The sequence below is a fragment of the Rahnella sp. ATs2 genome (assembly GCF_051851855.1).
GTDB classification, from domain to species: domain Bacteria; phylum Pseudomonadota; class Gammaproteobacteria; order Enterobacterales; family Enterobacteriaceae; genus Rahnella; species Rahnella variigena.
Map to the genome: position 1 here is coordinate 240733 of NZ_JBLYPL010000009.1, position 15540 is coordinate 256272.

Consider the following 15540-nt stretch of genomic DNA (forward strand, 5'->3'; position numbering starts at 1 on the left):
CTCCAGATTATGCGTGCTTTTTCTGAAGGAAATCCTCACATTTTCATTTGTTTTCATTTCCGGACTGTTCTTTCGAGGTCGCCTTGACTTTTTTCTGACATTTTATCTGGGTTTTTGGGCTCAGACTGGTTTTAGGAAAATGCCCATATACAAAAACGCACTCCCACATCTAATATATTGTTATAAAAGAAATTACATTATTTCAATTCACAAAGTTTTAATTCTAATACTTCCTTATTATTCTTTTTTATTTAATTCAATCCGGTCACAAGGATATCAATATGATCAATGAAGGGCGGCTGCTCAGTCAGCATGGCTTTGCCAAAGCCAACTCTTGGATCACTCTGGTCCTGTCTGTGCTTTTGCTGGTGGGCGGTGCCGTGCAAATCGCTTTTTTCCTCGCCTTCGGCCATACCGCTAACGGGCTGCATAGCGTGGTGGTATCTGCCTTGCTGAGCATTGCGCTCGGTGTCGTACTTATTTTACTAAGACGTTTGATTCGACCGAAACAGGTCTATCAGCTTCATGAAAATGGTATTTTGGTTATAAGTCAGCTAGATAAAAAGAACCGGTTTATTCCGTTCGACAGAATTTCAGATATATACCGTTTCAGAACGGGAAAATATACACGTCGCATTTTAAATACGATGATGTTCCGTGAGGAAAATAGCAAAGCATGGCACCGGATCACACCGAATATTGCTAATTCAGAACGCCTGATTGATGTTATTAAGAATGAGCAACTGATGTTCCGTGGCCCCTGGGCTTTAAATACGCTGGCGCAGGGCGGAGACATTCTTTTTACCTGCATGGTAAATTCGCACTGCGGACTGAAACGGTTTATTGGCTCTAACCTTCTGACAATGAACGAGAAAAGGATCCGGCTGAGTGCATTAATGCTGACCACCGATGAAGGGAAGACAATACCCGTTGAAGACATTCAGTTTATCAGCGGCGGGAGCAACAGCCCGTTAATCAGATTGCTTGATAAACACGGCCGGATTTTGTTCTCTGTTGCCTATACTTCACTCTCCAGTGCCGATCTTTTCATCGCCCTGATTGAGCATATGATTCAAAACCGGATCCCGGTCAGAAACTAAAAATGCCACTGGCTCGTCTGAGTCAGTGGCATTTGTTTTCGCATCGTTCCGGGTAGCACCACAGAAATCAGGTATTACGAAGGAAGCTCGTTATCCGCAGAATAACGGAATGCGTTCGGCGGTAATCCCACCTGCAAAACCACCGGCTGATAACCCGATTTACCGTCGACTTTTGACGCCAGTGCTTTGGCGATGATAAAGCCCAGACCGCCGCCCAGCAAGGCACCGATCACTGCGTACATGTCTGCTTTAAACAGAGCCTGCAGTATTCCGCCTCCGGCAATCACCCCAAACAGCGGTGTCATATAGACCAGAAATGCAGAGCGCAGCAAACTGCCCTCAGGTATTCCCAGTTCAACTTTTTGCCCCGGTTCCAGGGGCTCAGCAAAACTGACCTGAAGATTATGGCCAGTCTGTGGTCCCAGTTCATTCAGCACCCGGGCACCACAACCTGAACGCGAATGGCAGCTACTGCAACCCGACTGCGTTTCACAGCGCAGTGATGCAATACCGTTTTGCCACGACACCACAGTGGCCCATTCTTTCATCATACAATCACCCGGATTTATTTAGCCAAAAGTCATTTGGCAGAGAAAACAATGCTTTCAGCAATACGTTTTGCTGTGGAAGGCGGCAATTCACCGACGACAGTAATCTCATTACCGTTACGAACTTCCGTTTGTACGGTTCTTCGCCCTTGTCTGATCAACTGCTCAGAAGGACCGTTAGTTGTAGCACTGATATTGACAGAGAAGCTGAACAATCCGTCAGTGTACAAGCGGGATTCTATCGTGACTGGCATATTTGGCAAGCTTCTGCGACTGCTCGCCACTTCAGCTACACCCGCCGGAAGCCATTTCACTTGCCATCCAAACTTAATCGGCTCAGAAGCAGGCAAAGAAAGTACCGGCGGCAGATTGGCTTTCTCAAGATCAGCAAGAGCCACTATGACTTGATTACCATCATCAAAGCTGATGACCCTGAACTGTTCCAGCGTTTCGCCATCGCGATCTAATAAATCCACACGCATTGGCAACTTAGTCTGCTCATCAATCCAGATAACATAGCTGAACCTTGTGCCATCACGCGAAACCACGCGGATCACCTGACTCAGACGGTCTGCGGCACGCGCGCGACCTACGGCGATGAAATCATAGTATTTTGACAGCTGGGAGAAATCGCTGAATACAATGGAGGGCAGGGAATCAACAATATGATCGCCATCCAGAGTAAAAGGCTGAAGCCCGGTCTCGAAGTAGCTGATGTCTTTTCCGCGCTGGACAATTTCACGGCGCGGACCATCCATCAGTACCAGTTGAGCGAGCGAGGATTGATTAGAAACAGCATGACGATAGCGAAAGGAATCAATCCCTTGCTTCGTGATGTTGATAAAACCCATTTCATAATTCAGCGACTGACTGGCTTTACCCATCCCTTGTAATAACGCCTCGGAAGTGGGATCTGCCGAGGCGATACTTGGAGTAAGCAGGCTGCCCGTCACTAAACAAGCGGCAAACCAAAATTGCTTCATTACTGCGTTTGCGTTCCTAAAGACTGAGTTCCTGGGACCTGAACAGCGGCTTGCTGTGGAGTAACAGGTTCGAGCTGAAGTTGCTCAGAATGCAAGCGGCGTTGCAGTTCGTAATCCTGCAACATAGCATTGATACGCTTACGTTGCTCCTGCACATTTTGTTGCCCGCTGGTGGTATTACCTTCATTTGGCACGCCGAAGCTGACCGGAGAGGCTTTACCCATCATTGGCAAAGTATTAAATGCTGGTGTTTCCGGAGAAGCGCCCGATGCGTCAGGCTGGTTATAGTGCTGCACACCGACAATCACAGCCAGCGAGACGCAAGCAGCTACGCCAACCTGAGTCAGCTGGCTCGCCCAAGGGCGCACCTTCTGCCAGAAAGGCATTTTTTGCCAGGTATGAGGCTGAGGCTGCGATTCTGTTGCGGAACCCGGCACCAGTTTAACCGGCTCGTTTGCCAGCGCTGCGGCCACACGGTCTGCGATATCCAGATGCACCACATTCCCAATATCACCGCGTAAGGTATCGCGGATCAAATGATAACTCTGCCAGTCTTGCTGAAGCTTGGGATCTGTTGATAAAGAACTCAACAGTTCAGAATCAATGGCTTCACCATCCATCAGAGCGGAAAGCTTTTCTTTCTGCATGCCTAAGTACCCTTCCTGTGTCCGTCATCTCTAACGCTGGATGAGCGGTTGAACCTTGTTGTCAATTGCTTCCCGGGCACGGAATATACGGGATCTTACCGTACCCACCGGACAATCCATGATGGAGGCTATTTCTTCGTAGCTCAATCCATCTAACTCCCTTAAGGTGATCGCCATGCGAAGATCTTCAGGAAGTGCTTCAATAGTACGGAAAACTATCTGCCGTAATTCTTCAGACAACATTAAGTTCTCAGGGTTCGAAATTTCTTTCAGGGCACCGCCACTTTCGAAATTCTCGGCTTCGTTCGCATCGACATCACTGGATGGCGGACGACGCCCCTGAGCGACCAGATAATTTTTCGCTGTGTTGACTGCAATACGATACAGCCAGGTATAAAAAGCACTGTCGCCGCGGAAAGATTCCAGCGCACGATACGCTTTGATAAAAGATTCCTGAACCACATCAGGCACATCGCCTTGTGGCACGTAGCGGGATACAAGGCTCGCTACTTTATGCTGGTAACGAATAACCAGTAAATTGAACGATTTTTGATCACCCTTCTGGACCCGCTCAACCAGAACTTGATCGGCTAACTGCTCGCTCATCCGAGGTAAAATCTCCCCAAAACTATCTCCGCGCTTAGAATCGTACTGCCAGCTTTCATCATTTTATTCCTGAGCAAGTACTGCTTGGAGTTCACATGGAACGATTAGTTCCACATCGCCATTGTTTTTTCTATTGAAGTCTTAAGCCCGTGGCTTTTACACGGAGGTTTAGGCTAACATGAATTTCCCTCTTCTTCTGCAAACATCATACGTTATGCAACCTTCATCTGAATTTGTTAGCGATGTATTGATAATCGGAAGTGGCGCTGCGGGCCTTTCTCTGGCTTTGCGACTTGCAGACCACTGTCACGTCACTGTTCTCAGTAAAGGCCCCCTCAACGAAGGCTCTACGTTTTACGCCCAGGGCGGTATTGCCGCCGTTTTCGACGAAGCAGACAGCATTGCCTCACATGTTGATGACACATTAATTGCCGGCGCAGGCTTATGCGATAAAGAAGCTGTTGAATTTATCGCCAGCAATGCACGTCATTGTGTGCAATGGCTGATCGACCAGGGCGTCCTGTTTGATACTGAAACCAACGCGAGCTCAGAAGAGCGTTATCATCTGACACGCGAAGGCGGTCACAGCCACCGTAGGATCCTGCATGCTGCTGATGCTACAGGTAAAGAAGTAGAGACTACGCTGGTTGGGAAAGCAAGGGCGCACGCCAATATTTGCGTGAAAGAACGCTATAATGCCGTTGATTTAATTACCTCAAGCAAACTTGGATTACCGGGCACCCAACGCGTCGTCGGTGCCTATGTCTGGAACCGCGACAAAGAGCATGTAGAAACACTGCGCGCCAAAGCCGTTGTTCTCGCCACAGGCGGTGCCGCTAAGGTGTATCAGTACACCACTAACCCGGATATCTCTTCAGGCGATGGCGTGGCCATGGCGTGGCGTGCAGGTTGTCGGGTTGCCAATCTGGAATTCAATCAGTTCCATCCGACCTGCCTCTATCATCCTCAGGCGCGTAACTTCCTGCTGACCGAAGCGCTGCGTGGCGAAGGTGCCCTGCTCAAACGTCCGGATGGCACGCGGTTTATGCCTGATTTCGATGAACGAGGCGAACTGGCGCCGCGTGATGTTGTTGCACGTGCTATCGACCATGAAATGAAGCGTCTCGGTGCTGACTGTATGTATCTCGATATCAGCCATCGCCCGCCGGAATTCATTAAGCATCATTTCCCGATGATTGATGAAAAGCTGCAATCGCTGGGCATCGACCTGACCAGACAGCCCATTCCGATTGTGCCGGCTGCGCATTACACCTGCGGCGGCGTGATGGTAGATCAGCATGGTCGTACCGATCTCGATGGTTTGTATGCGATTGGCGAAGTCAGTTATACCGGTCTGCATGGCGCTAATCGTCTGGCTTCTAACTCACTGCTGGAATGCGTGGTGTATGGCTGGTCGGCAGCGGAAGACATTATTAAGCGCCTGCCTCATGCCAAGCTGGCAAAAAACATTCCGCAGTGGGATGAAAGCCGGGTGGACAATTCCGATGAACAGGTGGTTATCCAGCATAACTGGCATGAGCTGCGCCTGTTTATGTGGGACTACGTGGGAATTGTGCGTACAACGAAACGCCTGGAGCGCGCACTGCGCCGCATCATGACGCTGCAACAGGAAATTGACGAGTATTACGCCAACTTCCGTATTTCCAATAATCTGCTGGAATTGAGAAATCTGGTGCTGGTGGCTGAACTGATCGTCCGCAGTGCGCTGGAGCGTAAAGAAAGTCGTGGCCTGCATTACACGCTCGATTATCCTGATTTACAGGAAAATCCGCAGCCCACTATTTTGCAGCCATAGGTTTTACAGTGTTAGTTTCGAAAGAGTGCGAAGGAACGCACTTTTCGGCCCCTCACCTTTTGCCCCGTTAATAATTCAGATAAAAATCGGTGATCAGCGTGCAGAACTCTTCGCTGTAAACACCTTCAGATTTCCGCAATGCCAGTTCCTCATCCGTGCGTTCAACAAATTGCCTTGATAATGTCAGCAGCAAACGGTTAAGCGGTTTTCCCGGCCGGTCTCGAACGGCCATGCGCCACGCACTGAACCAGCCGTTCTGGTGAGCCAGCGTTTCAAATGCCAGACCGATGTCATAGGGCAGAACAACGCTGAACAGCCCTTCCGGCGCGATCAGCATCTGCGCGCATTCCAGCAGCGCTTCATGTGTCAGGGTTTCTGTGTAACGGGCAGCATTACGGGCTTCATCGCGGCAGGCAACGGCTGATTCAAAATAAGGCGGATTGCTGACAATCAGATCATACTGAGCAGGATGTTTTTGCGCGTACTCATTAATATCCTGCGCATGGACAGACAATCTATTCGCCCAGACTGATTCGCGGAAATTTTCAGCTGCCTGTCCGGCGGCCGCAGGTTCCAGTTCTACGGCATCGATAACAGTGTCAGATTCGCTGCGCTGTGCCAGCATCATGGCAATCAGACCGCTGCCGCAGCCAATATCAAGAACACGTCGTGCCTGAGTGACCGGCGCGGTCGCCCCCAGCAAAACACCGTCTGTGCCAACTTTCATCGCGCAACGGTCATGTGCGACGAAAAACTGTTTAAAGGTAAAACCATTGCGCCGTAAAGGCTGTGCGGAACTGACTTCTTTTGTCACTCATTTCACCGTAATAACGCCAGCCAGCAGGGCCGGGAACGAAAACTGTCGTAGCATAGGGCAAAGAGAAGCAGAGTAAAAGCCACGCAAACCGCTTAAATAGGTGAAGATCGCGTCTAACACGTCTATAATCGGCGCCCCAAGTAGAGGTAGACCATGACTGTAACCACTTTTTCCGAACTCGAACTCGATGAACGCCTGATTGAAGCCCTTGGCGACAAAGGCTATAGCCGTCCTACTGTCATTCAGGCAGAGGCCATTCCGCCAGCAATGGACGGACGCGATGTGTTGGGTTCGGCTCCTACCGGCACCGGCAAAACAGCGGCGTTCCTGCTGCCTGCATTGCAGCATTTGCTGGATTTCCCGCGTAAGAAATCTGGTCCGCCACGAATTCTGATCCTCACGCCAACCCGCGAACTTGCTATGCAGGTTGCAGAACAGGCGCGTGAGTTAGCCAAACATACCGAACTGGATATCGCGACCATCACTGGCGGCGTGGCTTATATGAACCATGCCGAAGTGTTCAGCGAGAACCAGGACATTGTCGTTGCGACAACCGGACGTTTGCTGCAATACATCAAAGAAGAAAACTTCGACTGCCGCGCAATCGAAACGCTGATCCTCGACGAAGCCGACCGCATGCTGGACATGGGTTTTGCGCAGGACATCGAAACCATTTCTGCAGAAGCACGCTGGCGCAAACAGACGTTGCTGTTCTCCGCAACGCTGGAAGGGGAAGCCATCCGTGAATTCGCAGAACGCATTCTGACTGAGCCGGTAGAAATCGAAGCCGACCCGTCACGCCGCGAACGCAAAAAGATCCTGCAATGGTATTACCGTGCCGACGATCTGGCGCATAAAACTCAGATGCTGATCCATTTGCTGAAACAGGAAGACGTCACTAAATCGGTGATTTTCGTGCGTAAGCGCGAGCGTGTGCATGAACTGGTTGCCTGGTTACGCGAAGCAGGGATTAACTCCTGCTATCTCGAAGGCGAAATGGTACAGGTTAAACGTACCGAAGCCGTTAAACGTATGGTCGAAGATCGCGTTAACGTGCTGGTTGCCACCGACATCGCCGCGCGCGGTCTGGATATCAACGACATCAGCCACGTCTTCAACTTTGACCTGCCGCTGACCGCTGATATCTATCTGCACCGCATCGGCCGTACCGGTCGTGCTGGCCGCAAAGGCACCGCGATTTCCTTCGTGGAAGCGCATGACCATCTGCTGCTCGGTAAAATCGGTCGTTACCTGAATGAACCACTTAAAGCGCGCGTACTGGAAGGCTTCCGCCCTAAGACCAAAGCACCTAGTGAAAAAGTGACCGGTAAGCCATCGAAGAAAGTGCTGGCGAAACGTAAAGAGAAGCAGAAAGCGGATCAGGAAAAATCGAAGGTGAAAGTGAAAGTTCGCCATCGTGACAGCAAAAATGTCGGCAAGCGCCGCGTTAAACCTGACGCAGCCAAAGACGTCTCCTAATCAGGCCTGATTTGATGCAAAGAAAAACCGCCCCGAAAGGCGGTTTTTTTATTCCTGCTATTATCTGAAAACTGAAACGCTCAGAGGCGCTTACAGGCTTTCAGTGAAAGTACGGGTAATTACGTCACGCTGCTGTTCAGCAGTCAGTGAGTTGAAGCGTACCGCATAGCCAGACACACGAATAGTCAGCTGTGGGTATTTTTCTGGGTGCTTAACCGCATCTTCCAGCGTTTCACGACGCAGGACGTTAACGTTCAGGTGCTGACCACCTTCCACGCGCACGGTCGGCTGAACTTCCATCGGTACTTCACGGTATTCAAACTTGCCAAGATCGCTGACAGCCACAATCTGGTCTTCCGCAAAACCCGCTTTTGCACATACACAGCGAGCTTCTGCTTTTTCATCATCGAGCAGCCAGAAAGAGTTTTTCAGCGCTTCGTTGTCGGTTTTAGTAATTTGGATCCCGGTGATCATATGTTGCCTCCAAGTTGGCTACGATACTGTTAATTGATTGATGTCAGGCTGAATCACAACCTGTTTTCCTGTTGTCAGATATAACAGCAGAGCACCCTGCATTCTTTGATAAATATCAATCTTTCCCCTGTGGGCATTTCTCACTCTCGGCATATTTATGATTTATATCAATTTTCTCAAGGCGCCTGATTAAATTATTTTTGTAAATTATCAACAAATTTTGCATAGAACGTTAAGTCGCAGATAAACATCAGCAAAAGCGCGTGCGGGTTTCACTCAGCAGAATGAGCAGGTAAGCTACTGCCAGTTTAAAATTACCTTCAAAAGGAGAGCGTCAATGTCCACTACTCTCACCTGGCATGACGTGATTGGTCAGGAAAAAGAACAACCCTATTTCGTTGATACATTGAAGTTTGTCGCGGCAGAACGCGCGGCAGGCAAAACCATTTATCCGCCACAGCAGGATGTGTTCAACGCCTTTCGTTCTGCTGAACTGGCAGACGTCAAAGTGGTGATCCTGGGTCAGGATCCTTACCACGGCCCCAACCAGGCTCACGGATTATCATTTTCTGTCCGTCCGGGTATCCCTGCCCCGCCTTCTTTAGTGAACATGTATAAAGAACTGGCCACCGACATTCCCGGCTTCGTACGACCATCTCACGGCTATCTGCAAAGCTGGGCCGATCAGGGCGTGCTGCTGCTGAATACGGTTTTGACCGTCGAAGGGGGTCAGGCGCACTCACATGCCAAACTGGGCTGGGAAACCTTTACCGACAAAGTTATTGCCGCGCTGAACGAAAATCGTGAAGGAATTGTCTTTTTGCTGTGGGGCTCTCACGCGCAGAAGAAGGGTAATATTATCGACCGCAACCGCCATCATGTTTTGAAAGCGCCGCACCCTTCTCCGCTTTCTGCACATCGCGGTTTTCTGGGATGTAAACATTTCTCACAGGCGAATGCCTTACTGGAACAACAGGGTCTGGCACCGATTGACTGGGTGCCGGTATTGCCTGAACAGGCATAAATGCGACCTGAACAGGCATAAAAAAGAGGCACCCGCGAAGGTGCCTCTTTCGTTATATCAGTCTGCTAAACACAGAATCAGGCTTTTGCTTTGGAAACCGCAACCATTGCAGGGCGTAACAGACGGCCATTCAGCGTGTAACCCTTTTGCATCACCATCATCACGTGATTAGGTTCCAGCTCTTCAGATTCCATCATCGTCATCGCCTGGTGCAGTTCCGGATTGAAAGGCACGTGGATATCGCTCACCACTTCCATACCGAACTTACGCACAGCATCCAGCAGAGATTTCAGGGTCAGTTCGACGCCTTCAATCAAACCTGCCAGTTCTGAATTGGATTTATCCGCCAGATCCAGAGCACGTTCCAGATTATCGATAACAGGCAGCAGCTCGCCGGAGAATTTCTCCAGAGCAAATTTATGCGCTTTCTCGATATCCAGTTCGGTGCGACGACGGATGTTTTCCACTTCCGCTTTCGCACGCAGCAAGCTGTCACGCTCGCGCTGCTGGAGTTCTTTCAGCTGTGCTTCCAGTTCAGCAATACGTTCATCGCGCGGGTCAACGACATCTGCCGCCTGGGTTTCCGCTTCCGCTTGCAGCTCTTGTTCCTGATTCAGTTCTTCAGAGACTTGCTCGTCAGGTGTCTTATGTTCTTTACTACTCATGAATCTCTCCGCGTTTTAGCATTAATCTTGCTACTTGGCTTATTATGGGGATCAAAACCGGGGTTTCAAGGTTTGGTTTTTAATGAAACCGGTCATAATGCAGGGGTCATCACACCCTGCTGAGGATAACCACAGCGATGAATAAAAAATTTGAGTGCATTGGGATTGTCGGACACCCTCGTCATCCTTCGGCACTTGCCACCCATGAAATGCTTTACCACTGGTTAATCTCAAAAGGATATCAGGTCATTGTTGAGCGACAGGTGGCGCAAGATCTAGCCCTTGAAAACGCTACGACCGGCAGTCTGGCAGAAATCGGCAAACTGGCCGATCTGGCCGTTGTTGTCGGCGGTGACGGTAACATGCTGGGCGCCGCACGCGTTCTGGCACGCTATGACATCAAAGTCATCGGCATCAACCGTGGCAATCTCGGTTTTCTGACCGATCTGGATCCGGATAACGCTTTGCAGCAACTCGATGACGTTCTGCAGGGCGAATACATCAGCGAACAACGTTTCCTTCTGGAGGCCATGGTACGCTGCAAAGACCAGCAATGTCGCGTGAGCACCGCTATCAATGAAGTCGTCCTTCATCCGGGAAAAGTCGCACACATGATTGAATTTGAAGTCTATATTGACGACAAATTCGCCTTCTCCCAACGTTCGGACGGTCTGATTATTTCGACACCAACCGGCTCTACCGCCTATTCACTATCAGGTGGCGGTCCGATCCTGACGCCGACGTTAGAAGCTATTGCGCTGGTGCCGATGTTCCCGCACACACTTTCTGCGCGCCCGCTGGTTATTAACAGCAGCAGTACGATTTGTCTGCGGTTCTCACATATGAGCAATGACCTTGAAATCAGCTGTGACAGCCAGATTGCCTTGCCGATCCAACCGGGTGAAGAAGTGGTCATCCGCCGCAGCGAGTTCCACCTGAATCTGATCCACCCGAAAGACTACAGCTATTTCAATACATTAAGCACAAAACTCGGATGGTCAAAAAAACTCTTCTGATCAGACAAAAATAATTCGCCAGCCCCTTTACTGTATATAAAACCAGTTTATACTGTATGTAATTACAGGTCTGTTGTTATGTACAGGAAGGTGATCATGCTGGCGCAATTAACTATCAGTAACTTTGCCATTGTCCGCGAATTAGAAATCGATTTTCATGCCGGTATGACGGCAATCACCGGTGAAACCGGTGCCGGTAAGTCCATCGCTATTGATGCGCTCGGGCTTTGCCTTGGCAGTCGCGCAGACGGCAGCATGGTGCGCCTGGGTGCCAGTCGTGCCGATATCTGCGCCCGCTTCACTCTGGCTGATACACCTTCTGCAAAACACTGGCTGGCAGAAAACCAGCTCGACGAAGGGCAGGATTGCCTGCTGCGCCGTACCATCAGCAGTGACGGCCGTTCCCGCGGTTTCATTAACGGCACGCCCGTGCCTTTGTCACAGCTTCGCGAGCTGGGTCAGCATCTGATCCAAATTCACGGACAACACGCCCATCAGCTTTTACTCAAGCCTGAGCATCAGAAAGATCTGCTCGATGCTTATGCCGATCAGCCCCTATTGTTGGCTGAAATGCGCAAAGCTTACCAAAACTGGCATCAGAGCTGTCGTCAGCTGGCGCAATATCAGCAGCAAGTCAGCGAGCGCGAATCGCGCCGTCAGTTGTTGCAATATCAGTTGAAAGAACTGAACGAATTCGCCCCTCAGGCCGGTGAGTACGAACAAATTGATGAAGAATACAAACGTCTGGCAAACAGCGGACAGCTGCTTTCCCTGAGCCAAAGCGCGCTATATCTTCTGGCCGATGGCGAAGAGCAAAACATTGTCAGTTTGCTTTATACCGCACGTAATCAGCTGACTGAACTGGCTGAGCTCGACAGCAAAATGAACGATCTGATCGTCATGCTCGACGATGCCTCCATTCAGGTCAGCGAAGCCAGCGATGAACTGCGCCACTACAGTGAACGTCTGGAAATGGATCCAAACCGCTTATACGAACTGGAACAGCGCCTGTCCCGCCAGATGAATCTTGCACGCAAGCATCATGTCAGCGCAGAAGAACTGCCTGAATTGCATCGCCAGTTGCTTGAAGAACAGCAGGCACTGGATGATCAGGAAACCAATCAGGCAGAGCTGAGCGAAGCGGTACAGCGTCATTATCAGCAGGCAGTAGCGGTTGCTGAACAGCTGCATGAAAAACGCCAGTATTTCGCCGATGAACTCACACATCTGATTACGCAAAGCATGCAGGCACTTTCCATGCCGCACGGTAAATTCAAGATTCAGGTGCAGTTTGAACCAGAACACCTGAACATGGAGGGGGCTGACCGTCTGGAATTCCAGGTCACCACTAACCCGGGTCAGCCGCTTCAGGCGCTGGCCAAAGTAGCCTCCGGTGGTGAGCTTTCCCGTATTGCACTGGCGATCCAGGTTATTACGGCGCAAAAAATGGAAACTCCGGCGCTTATCTTCGATGAAGTTGACGTTGGCATCAGTGGACCCACGGCAGCCATTGTTGGCCGGTTGCTGCGCCAGTTAGGTGAATCAACGCAAGTTATGTGTGTGACTCACTTACCACAGGTTGCAGGTTGCGGACATCAGCATTATTTTGTCAGCAAAGAAACCGACGGCGAAGTGACAGAAACGCAAATGAACCGGCTTGATAAAAAGGCGCGTTTGCAGGAACTGGCGCGTCTGCTGGGCGGAAGTGAAGTCACCCGAAACACGCTGGCCAATGCAAAAGAGCTGCTCGCTGCGTAAAAAGCTCAACTTTTTTACATTTAAGCGGTCATACAGGTGCCCCGCAAAGGTTTCAAACTGATGAAAGGTCTATTATCATCGGCATCTTATGCCCTAAAGGAATGTAATGACTATGCGCTGTAAAACGCTAACTGCCGCCGCTGTAGCTCTTGTAATGCTTACTGCGGGCTGTTCCACTCTGGAAAAGGTGGTTTATCGGCCTGATATCAACCAGGGGAATTACTTATCTCCTGCGGATGTTCAAAAAATTCATACCGGTATGACTAAACAACAAGTTGCTTATGTTCTTGGCACGCCGATGCTGCACGACCCGTTTGGCAGTGATGTTTGGTTCTACGTGTTCCGTCAGGAGCCAGGCCACGAAGGTGTAACACAGCAAACATTGACGCTGACCTTCAACCAGGCGGGTGAACTGACCAATATCGACAACAAACCGAAGTTGAGCGATCAAAAATAAATCGCCCCGGTGTGATGGTCTCTGGTAACTACCAAAAATCATCTTTCAGGCTAAAAAAATAAGGCGCCTGAGGCGCCTTATTTTTTAGAACGTTCGGCGCGAATCCGCCGTAACTCTTTCGGGTCAGCAATTAATGGCCGGTAAATCTCAATACGATCTCCGTCATTTACCGTATCGGCAAGTTTTACCGGGCGGCTGTAGATACCCAGTTTATTCTGCTTCAAATCGATATCACTGCGTAACTCAAGCAAACCGGAAGCCTTGACCGCCTGCTCCACGCTGCTCCCTTCTTCCAGTTTCACCGTGCGCAGGTACTGACGTTCCGGCAGTGCATAGACGACTTCAACGCGGATCTCAGACACTGTAAACCTCTTTTGCGCGCAGCGTGAATGCCTGAACCATACTGCCTGCCAGTTCTTTAAAGATTTTTCCGAACGCTAACTCAATCAATTTATTGGTAAATTCGAAATCAAGGCTAAGCTGAACTTTACATGCGTCGGGGCTAAGTTCGATGAAATCCCATCCTCCGGTCAGTTTGCGGAAAGGACCATCAACCAGCTGCATATCAATGCGCTTATTGCTGATTAACGTATTTTTGGTTGTAAAAGTCTTACTGATGCCCGCTTTCGAAACATCAACGGCGGCGGTCATGGACGTATCGCTGTTTTCTAAAATGCGGCTGCCGGTACAACCGGGCAGAAACTGCGGATAAGCATCGACATCATTAACCAGGGTGTACATCTGCTCCACGCTGAAGGGTACAAGCGCAGAACGACTTATCTGTGGCATATCATTTTCCAGGTGTCATAAAACGTACAGATAATACCATTTATCCGCGCGGTAATAAAAACTACGAAGCACAGCTCGCCACAAACAGCAAAAACACCCCACTCTGACAGCGTGGGGATTTCATTCGGCATCGCTTACAGTATAATAAGTATCACTATGACAAAGAAAAAAGCACATAAACCCGGTTCCGCGACTATCGCGATGAACAAACGCGCTCGCCATGAATATTTCATTGAAGATGAAATCGAGGCGGGGCTTGCTTTGCAGGGATGGGAAGTCAAATCGATGCGCGCTGGTAAAGCAAACATCTCTGACAGCTATGTCACATTCCGCGACGGTGAAGCCTATTTATTTGGCGCAACCATTCAACCTCTTAACGTGGCGTCGAGTCATATCGTCTGCGACCCTACCCGTACGAGAAAATTACTGCTGAAAAAGCGAGAATTAGAAACGCTTTTCGGAAAAGTCAGTCGTGATGGTTACACCGTCGTGGCGCTTTCCTTGTACTGGAAAAATGCCTGGTCAAAAGTGAAGATCGGACTGGCTAAAGGTAAGAAAGAGCACGACAAGCGCGATGACATTAAAGATCGTGAATGGAAAGTAGACAAAGCACGTATCATGAAGAATTCAAACCGCTAAGTCTCTGGCTTAGCGTGTTCTTTTTCTGGTATACTGCGTAATAGTACTTGGGGCTGATTCTGGATTCGACGGGATTTGCGAAGCCCAAGGAGCATGCCGAGGGGCGGTTTGCCTCGTAAAAAGCCGCAAAAAAATAGTCGCAAACGACGAAAACTACGCCCTAGCAGCTTAATACCCTGCTTAGAGCCCTCTCTCCCTAGCCTCCGCTCTTAGGACGGGGATCAAGAGAGGTCAAACCCAAAAGAGATCGCGTGGACACCTTGCCTGGGGTGAAAGCGTTAAACCCAATCAGGATAGTTTGTTAGTGGCGTGTCCATCCGCAGCTAACCGGCGAATGTAAAGATTGGACTAAGCATGTAGTGCCGACGGTGTAGTAATTTCGGACGGGGGTTCAAATCCCCCCAGCTCCACCAATTTAGATAGGACAGTGCAGGGACAAACTCATATAAACCAGTAATTTATGAGTAACGTTAGGACTCAGCACTGACACCATCTGGACAGAAAAGGATACGTAAAAGATACGCGGCTCCTTCTGTTGAGAGAACCTCCGCCAAAACGGAGGTTTTTTTTCGTCTCAAATGCAGGGTGTGTCATCAAACACGTCATTCCTGGCATCGTAGATGATGTGTGTGACCACACCCTCAATCACCAGATCGTCGTCAGTGAACGCATCACCAAACTCAATGAAGACGTTCGAATCTGCCAGAGACTCGAGCCCCTGG

At 49.8% G+C, this 15540-nt stretch carries 17 protein-coding genes and 1 other RNA gene; 9 read left to right on the plus strand and 9 right to left on the minus strand.

The features are described from left to right. Window positions 1-281: 281 nt before the first annotated feature. On the plus strand, window positions 282-1100 hold the full coding sequence (locus ACJY2G_RS12125; RefSeq protein WP_439291769.1) for a DUF6585 family protein: 819 nt from the start codon (window positions 282-284) through the stop codon (window positions 1098-1100). A 74-nt stretch (window positions 1101-1174) separates the two neighbouring features. On the opposite strand, the gene rseC is transcribed toward ACJY2G_RS12125, so the two are convergent. Genes rseC through rpoE form a run of 4 tightly spaced genes read right to left on the minus strand, consistent with a single transcriptional unit; the run spans window position 1175 to window position 3884 of the window. After that, complete coding sequence (rseC, locus tag ACJY2G_RS12130; RefSeq protein ID WP_430318874.1) at window positions 1175-1651, minus strand: SoxR-reducing system protein RseC; 477 nt, start codon at window positions 1649-1651, stop codon at window positions 1175-1177. Window positions 1652-1680: 29 nt separating this feature from the next. Further along, window positions 1681-2631 (minus strand): sigma-E factor regulatory protein RseB, encoded by a 951-nt coding sequence (gene rseB, locus ACJY2G_RS12135; protein ID WP_113876190.1) that lies wholly within the window; start codon window positions 2629-2631, stop codon window positions 1681-1683. After that, window positions 2631-3278, minus strand: coding sequence for an anti-sigma-E factor RseA (gene rseA, locus ACJY2G_RS12140; RefSeq protein WP_217151385.1), 648 nt, complete (start codon window positions 3276-3278; stop codon window positions 2631-2633). The genes rseB and rseA overlap by 1 nt, the downstream gene beginning before the upstream one ends. A 30-nt stretch (window positions 3279-3308) precedes the next feature. Then, on the minus strand, window positions 3309-3884 hold the full coding sequence (gene rpoE / locus ACJY2G_RS12145) for an RNA polymerase sigma factor RpoE (RefSeq protein ID WP_095924881.1): 576 nt from the start codon (window positions 3882-3884) through the stop codon (window positions 3309-3311). Window positions 3885-4098: 214 nt separating this feature from the next. Here rpoE and nadB point away from each other — a divergent pair, with 214 nt between their 5' ends. After that, on the plus strand, window positions 4099-5700 hold the full coding sequence (gene nadB, locus ACJY2G_RS12150; RefSeq protein WP_192878624.1) for an L-aspartate oxidase: 1602 nt from the start codon (window positions 4099-4101) through the stop codon (window positions 5698-5700). 67 nt (window positions 5701-5767) lie between these two features. Here nadB and trmN read toward each other — a convergent pair whose 3' ends face one another. Continuing rightward, window positions 5768-6514: a tRNA(1)(Val) (adenine(37)-N(6))-methyltransferase TrmN gene (trmN, locus tag ACJY2G_RS12155; RefSeq protein ID WP_430318873.1), complete on the minus strand. Its 747-nt coding sequence runs from the start codon at window positions 6512-6514 to the stop codon at window positions 5768-5770. 156 nt (window positions 6515-6670) lie between these two features. Between trmN and srmB the strand changes: the two genes are divergently transcribed. Continuing rightward, on the plus strand, window positions 6671-7996 hold the full coding sequence (gene srmB, locus ACJY2G_RS12160; RefSeq protein ID WP_439291771.1) for an ATP-dependent RNA helicase SrmB: 1326 nt from the start codon (window positions 6671-6673) through the stop codon (window positions 7994-7996). Between the two features lie 90 nt (window positions 7997-8086). On the opposite strand, the gene grcA is transcribed toward srmB, so the two are convergent. Further along, on the minus strand, window positions 8087-8470 hold the full coding sequence (gene grcA / locus ACJY2G_RS12165; RefSeq protein WP_112288177.1) for an autonomous glycyl radical cofactor GrcA: 384 nt from the start codon (window positions 8468-8470) through the stop codon (window positions 8087-8089). A gap of 337 nt (window positions 8471-8807) precedes the next feature. On the opposite strand from grcA, the gene ung reads away from it, so the two are divergent. Next, the gene (ung, locus tag ACJY2G_RS12170) at window positions 8808-9494 is read left to right on the plus strand and encodes a uracil-DNA glycosylase (protein WP_120160877.1); all 687 of its coding nucleotides are present in this window, start codon (window positions 8808-8810) and stop codon (window positions 9492-9494) included. A 77-nt stretch (window positions 9495-9571) separates the two neighbouring features. Here the strand turns inward: ung and grpE are convergent, their stop codons facing one another. Beyond that, entirely contained in the window at window positions 9572-10159 is a 588-nt protein-coding gene (gene grpE, locus ACJY2G_RS12175; protein ID WP_120160879.1) for a nucleotide exchange factor GrpE, read from the minus strand. A gap of 137 nt (window positions 10160-10296) precedes the next feature. On the opposite strand from grpE, the gene nadK reads away from it, so the two are divergent. The 3 genes from nadK (at window position 10297) to bamE (ending at window position 13390) form a co-directional block, all read left to right on the plus strand. Then, window positions 10297-11175, plus strand: a complete 879-nt coding sequence (gene nadK, locus ACJY2G_RS12180; protein WP_112288174.1) for an NAD(+) kinase — start codon at window positions 10297-10299, stop codon at window positions 11173-11175. Between the two features lie 96 nt (window positions 11176-11271). After that, the gene (recN, locus tag ACJY2G_RS12185) at window positions 11272-12933 is read left to right on the plus strand and encodes a DNA repair protein RecN (protein WP_165353133.1); all 1662 of its coding nucleotides are present in this window, start codon (window positions 11272-11274) and stop codon (window positions 12931-12933) included. 112 nt (window positions 12934-13045) lie between these two features. Continuing rightward, window positions 13046-13390, plus strand: a complete 345-nt coding sequence (bamE, locus tag ACJY2G_RS12190) for an outer membrane protein assembly factor BamE (protein WP_112288172.1) — start codon at window positions 13046-13048, stop codon at window positions 13388-13390. A gap of 77 nt (window positions 13391-13467) precedes the next feature. Here bamE and ACJY2G_RS12195 read toward each other — a convergent pair whose 3' ends face one another. Both ACJY2G_RS12195 and ACJY2G_RS12200 read right to left on the minus strand, forming a co-directional pair. Next, on the minus strand, window positions 13468-13752 hold the full coding sequence (locus tag ACJY2G_RS12195) for an RnfH family protein (RefSeq protein ID WP_120135277.1): 285 nt from the start codon (window positions 13750-13752) through the stop codon (window positions 13468-13470). After that, window positions 13745-14179 carry a type II toxin-antitoxin system RatA family toxin gene (locus tag ACJY2G_RS12200; protein WP_013576738.1) on the minus strand — a complete coding sequence of 145 codons (435 nt, stop codon included), beginning with the start codon at window positions 14177-14179 and terminating at the stop codon, window positions 13745-13747. The genes ACJY2G_RS12195 and ACJY2G_RS12200 overlap by 8 nt, the downstream gene beginning before the upstream one ends. 156 nt (window positions 14180-14335) lie before the next feature. On the opposite strand from ACJY2G_RS12200, the gene smpB reads away from it, so the two are divergent. Further along, window positions 14336-14818 carry an SsrA-binding protein SmpB gene (smpB, locus tag ACJY2G_RS12205; RefSeq protein ID WP_112288217.1) on the plus strand — a complete coding sequence of 161 codons (483 nt, stop codon included), beginning with the start codon at window positions 14336-14338 and terminating at the stop codon, window positions 14816-14818. Window positions 14819-14867: 49 nt separating this feature from the next. Next, window positions 14868-15231: a transfer-messenger RNA gene (ssrA, locus tag ACJY2G_RS12210) on the plus strand. Window positions 15232-15540: the final 309 nt, after the last annotated feature.

What these genes read in the sequence shown, in the direction of transcription:
- ACJY2G_RS12125 (WP_439291769.1), top strand. Translation starts at nt 282, where the DNA reads ATGATCAATGAAGGGCGGCTGCTCAGTCAGCATGGCTTTGCCAAAGCC.
- rseC (WP_430318874.1), bottom strand. Translation starts at nt 1,651, where the DNA reads ATGATGAAAGAATGGGCCACTGTGGTGTCGTGGCAAAACGGTATTGCA.
- rseB (WP_113876190.1), bottom strand. Translation starts at nt 2,631, where the DNA reads ATGAAGCAATTTTGGTTTGCCGCTTGTTTAGTGACGGGCAGCCTGCTT.
- rseA (WP_217151385.1), bottom strand. Translation starts at nt 3,278, where the DNA reads ATGCAGAAAGAAAAGCTTTCCGCTCTGATGGATGGTGAAGCCATTGAT.
- rpoE (WP_095924881.1), bottom strand. Translation starts at nt 3,884, where the DNA reads ATGAGCGAGCAGTTAGCCGATCAAGTTCTGGTTGAGCGGGTCCAGAAG.
- nadB (WP_192878624.1), top strand. Translation starts at nt 4,099, where the DNA reads ATGCAACCTTCATCTGAATTTGTTAGCGATGTATTGATAATCGGAAGT.
- srmB (WP_439291771.1), top strand. Translation starts at nt 6,671, where the DNA reads ATGACTGTAACCACTTTTTCCGAACTCGAACTCGATGAACGCCTGATT.
- grcA (WP_112288177.1), bottom strand. Translation starts at nt 8,470, where the DNA reads ATGATCACCGGGATCCAAATTACTAAAACCGACAACGAAGCGCTGAAA.
- ung (WP_120160877.1), top strand. Translation starts at nt 8,808, where the DNA reads ATGTCCACTACTCTCACCTGGCATGACGTGATTGGTCAGGAAAAAGAA.
- grpE (WP_120160879.1), bottom strand. Translation starts at nt 10,159, where the DNA reads ATGAGTAGTAAAGAACATAAGACACCTGACGAGCAAGTCTCTGAAGAA.
- nadK (WP_112288174.1), top strand. Translation starts at nt 10,297, where the DNA reads ATGAATAAAAAATTTGAGTGCATTGGGATTGTCGGACACCCTCGTCAT.
- recN (WP_165353133.1), top strand. Translation starts at nt 11,272, where the DNA reads ATGCTGGCGCAATTAACTATCAGTAACTTTGCCATTGTCCGCGAATTA.
- bamE (WP_112288172.1), top strand. Translation starts at nt 13,046, where the DNA reads ATGCGCTGTAAAACGCTAACTGCCGCCGCTGTAGCTCTTGTAATGCTT.
- ACJY2G_RS12200 (WP_013576738.1), bottom strand. Translation starts at nt 14,179, where the DNA reads ATGCCACAGATAAGTCGTTCTGCGCTTGTACCCTTCAGCGTGGAGCAG.
- smpB (WP_112288217.1), top strand. Translation starts at nt 14,336, where the DNA reads ATGACAAAGAAAAAAGCACATAAACCCGGTTCCGCGACTATCGCGATG.